The sequence below is a fragment of the Allosphingosinicella sp. genome, from assembly GCF_036387215.1.
In the GTDB taxonomy this organism is placed as follows: domain Bacteria; phylum Pseudomonadota; class Alphaproteobacteria; order Sphingomonadales; family Sphingomonadaceae; genus Allosphingosinicella.
The window spans coordinates 1-3,678 of sequence record NZ_DASVUE010000385.1; the positions used below are offsets into that span (position 1 = coordinate 1).

Genomic DNA, 3,678 nt, shown 5'->3' on the forward strand with positions numbered 1-3,678 from the left:
GACCTTCCCGATCCCGACGAAGGCTGGTCGCCGGACCGGAGCAGGCTCCTCGCCCGCTCCTGCCTCGACGCGCTGCACGCGATGATCGACGCGCTTCCGAAGCGCCGTTAGGAGCAAACCCAAGATCGCTCATCCTGGGTAGCCGGTGAGCTTGTCGAACCGGCGTATCGAAGGACCATCCTCGATACCGGCCTTCGCCAGGCTCAGCCCCTACTCAGGATGAGCGTGAATAGCGCATCGACGGAGAATTCATGCCCCGCCTCGTCCTCATCCGCCACGGCCAGTCGTCGTGGAACCTCGAAAACCGCTTCACCGGCTGGTGGGACGTGGACGTCACCGAGCTGGGCATCGAGGAAGCGCGCGCCGCGGGCCGCCTGCTCGCCGAGCGCGGACTGGATTTCGACGCCTGCTTCACCAGCCTCCAGTCCCGCGCGATCAAGACACTGAACATCGTCCTCGAGGAGATGAGGCGGCTCTGGCTGCCGGTCGAGAAGGACTGGCACCTTAACGAGCGCCATTATGGCGGCCTCACCGGCCTCAACAAGGCTGAGACGATCGCCAAGGTCGGCGAAGAGCAGGTCCGCATCTGGCGCCGCTCGTTCGATATCCCGCCGCCGCCGATGGAGGAAGACAGCCCCTTCGACCTCTCCGCCGACCGCCGCTACGCCGGCATCGAGGTACCGCGCACGGAGAGCCTCAAGGACACGATCGCCCGCGTCCTGCCTTACTGGGAAGAGCGGATCGCACCCGCGCTACGCAGCGGCGAGCGAGTCCTCATCTCAGCGCACGGCAACTCGCTGCGGGCGCTTGTGAAACATCTGTCGCACATCCCCGACGACGAGATCACAGGCCTCGAAATCCCGACCGGCCAGCCGATCGTCTACGAGCTGGACGGGGATCTGAACGCGACTGATCGCTATTATCTGAAAGACCGCTAAGCCGTCATTGCGAGCGAAGCGAAGCAATCCAGCTGCTGGATTGCCGCGTCGCTGCGCTCCTCGCAATGACGGTCCGAGTCAATGCTCGGTCTTGGCGATGTACATGTTGCGGTCGGCGCGCTGCATCACGTCTTCGACAGTGTCGCCGGAGAGGATGGTGGCGGTGCCGATCGAGGCCTGGAGCGCGACTTCCGTGCCGCCCAGATCGAGCGGATTTGACGAGATGCAGCGGGCGATCCGGTCCGCGGTCTCGATCGCGCTGTTGTGGTCCAGATGGTCCAGGATCAGTGCGAATTCGTCGCCGCCGATCCGCGCCGCCACATCGGTGGAGCGGATGAGGCCGCCGAGTAGCCGCGCCACATGGATCAGGGCCGCATCGCCGGCGAAGTGGCCATAGGCGTCGTTGATGGCCTTGAGGCTGTCGAGATCGACGTAGAGCACCGCGGCCGGCGTTCCGTGCCGGTTCGCCTGCCCGACCACGCGCTCGAGCTCGCGGATGAACCGCCGCCGGTTCGGAAGCGGCGTCAGCGTATCGGTATCCGCAAGCTGCTCGAGCTCGGCAAGCCGGTCCCGCATTTCCGCAAGCGATGCGCGAAGCAGCGCATTCTCGTCCGCAAGGTCGCCGAGCCTGCTCGACCCCGCCTGCATGTTCCCTTCGTCAGCCACCGCAGCCCCCGCGTCCCTAATGAAGCGATCATCATATGCGGCGCGGGTTAACACAACGCGAAAAGCGGCCGCCCCTGCGCATTGCCTCCCCTCGCGCCGCCGCTTAAGAGGCCGCTTCGCCGCGCAGAAGGTTTTGGATGGCAGACGAAGCTCCCCCGATCGGCATCATCATGGGCAGCCAGTCCGACTGGGAAACGATGCGTCATGCCGCGGAGACCCTGGACGAGCTCGGCGTCGCCTATGAGACGAGGATCGTCTCCGCCCACCGCACCCCGAAACGCCTCTACGATTATGCCGGCGGCGCCGCAGCGCGCGGCCTCAAGGTGATCATCGCCGGCGCGGGCGGGGCCGCGCACCTGCCCGGGATGGCCGCCTCGATGACGCGGCTGCCGGTGCTCGGCGTACCGGTGGAATCGAAGGCGCTCCAGGGGATGGATAGCCTGCTCTCGATCGTCCAGATGCCGGCCGGCATCCCAGTCGGAACGCTTGCGATCGGCAAGGCCGGGGCGGTGAATGCCGGCCTGATGGCCGCCGCGATCCTCGCCACCACCGACGAGGCGCTCGCCGGACGCCTCGAAGACTGGCGGCGCCGGCAGACCGACGCGATCGCCGAACGGCCGGAATGACCGTCGCTCCCGGCTCCACGATCGGCATCGTCGGCGGGGGCCAGCTCGGGCGGATGCTCGCGATCGCGGCGGCGCAGCTCGGCTACAAATGCCACATCTACGCGCCCGACGAAGCTCCGCCCGCAGCCGAGGTCTCGGCCCGCTTCACGCGCGGCGACTGGTCCGACGAGGGCGCCCTTGCCCGGTTCGGAAGCGAAGTGGACGTCGCCACCTACGAATTCGAGAATATCGCCGCCGCCCCGCTCGCCGCGCTCGCCGCGCAGGTGCCGCTCTATCCCCGCCCCTCCGCTCTGGCGATCGCGCAGGACCGCGTTTCCGAGAAGCAGTTCGTGCTTGGGCTCGGCGGAGAGCCCGCCGCCTTCGCTCCCGTCGACACGAGGGAAGCGCTCGGTGCTGCGCTGGCACAAGTGGGAACGCCGGCGATCCTGAAGACCCGCCGCTTCGGCTATGACGGCAAGGGCCAGGCGCGGATCATGTCCCCCGCGGATGCCGACGCTGCCTGGGAAGCGGTGCGCGGCGCCCCGTCGATCCTCGAGGCGTTCGTGGATTTCGAAGCCGAATTCTCGCTCCTGCTATGCCGCTCGGCATCCGGCGAGACGCTGACGTGGGACGCGCCGCGCAACACCCACGTGAACGGCATATTGGACCGCTCCGAAGTCCCCGGCGGGCCAGAGATCGCATCGGCTGCCGCGCAGGCCGCGCCGCTCGCGCGCAAGGTCGCCGAAGCGCTCGACTATGTTGGGGTGATAGCGCTCGAATTCTTCGCCTGCCAAGGCCGGCCGATCTTCAACGAAATGGCGCCTCGCGTCCACAATAGCGGCCACTGGACGATCGAGGGCGCGATCACCTCGCAGTTCGAAAACCACATCCGCGCCATCTGCGGGCTGCCGCTCGGCGCGACCGGGCTCGCCGCTTCGCGCGTCACGATGCGGAATTTGATCGGAACGGATGCGGACGATTGGCGGGACATCCTCTCGGATCCCGCCGCTCATCTCCATCTCTACGGAAAAGGCGAGGCGCGCCCGGGCCGCAAGATGGGCCACGTGACGCGCCTCGGTTGATGGACGGGGCTCACCAAACCGTCATGCCGGACTTGATCCGGCATCCACCTTCTTTCAGCACGAACGCCGGGAAGAAGGTGGACCCCGGATCAAGTCCGGGGTGACGATCGCCTTATCGGCCGTGCCCAGACCTTACTGGACCGTACGGACTTCCACCGGGATGCCCAGCTTCGCAAGCTGCGGCTGTACCTTGGCCGCTTCGCCCACGACCACCCAAACGAAGTTGTTCGGGTTGATCGCCGCACGCGCCGCGGCGTCGAGACGCGCCGAGGTCTGCGCCTGGTAGATGCCGGCCAGCTGCTCGTAATAATTGTCCGGCCGGTTGTAGAGCACGTTGGTCTGCATGCCGTTCAGCACCGCCGCCGAAGTCTCGAAGCTGCCCGGAAG

The 3,678-nt window shown here is 67.0% G+C and carries 4 protein-coding genes and 1 pseudogene; 3 read left to right on the forward strand and 2 right to left on the reverse strand.

What is annotated here, in order from left to right:
• Positions 1-251 precede the first annotated feature (251 nt).
• Complete coding sequence (gpmA, locus tag VF662_RS14835; RefSeq protein WP_464142641.1) at positions 252-938, forward strand: 2,3-diphosphoglycerate-dependent phosphoglycerate mutase; 687 nt, start codon at positions 252-254, stop codon at positions 936-938.
• Positions 939-1,016: 78 nt separating this feature from the next.
• On the opposite strand, the gene VF662_RS14840 is transcribed toward gpmA, so the two are convergent.
• On the reverse strand, positions 1,017-1,604 hold the full coding sequence (locus VF662_RS14840; protein WP_464142643.1) for a GGDEF domain-containing protein: 588 nt from the start codon (positions 1,602-1,604) through the stop codon (positions 1,017-1,019).
• Between the two features lie 137 nt (positions 1,605-1,741).
• On the opposite strand from VF662_RS14840, the gene purE reads away from it, so the two are divergent.
• Positions 1,742-2,230, forward strand: a complete 489-nt coding sequence (gene purE, locus VF662_RS14845) for a 5-(carboxyamino)imidazole ribonucleotide mutase (RefSeq protein ID WP_464142645.1) — start codon at positions 1,742-1,744, stop codon at positions 2,228-2,230.
• Positions 2,227-3,291, forward strand: a complete 1,065-nt coding sequence (locus VF662_RS14850) for a 5-(carboxyamino)imidazole ribonucleotide synthase (RefSeq protein ID WP_464142647.1) — start codon at positions 2,227-2,229, stop codon at positions 3,289-3,291. Before purE ends, VF662_RS14850 begins: the two co-directional genes overlap by 4 nt.
• 132 nt (positions 3,292-3,423) lie before the next feature.
• Here the strand turns inward: VF662_RS14850 and VF662_RS14855 are convergent.
• Positions 3,424-3,678, reverse strand: a pseudogene (locus tag VF662_RS14855) (M16 family metallopeptidase); the annotation flags it as partial.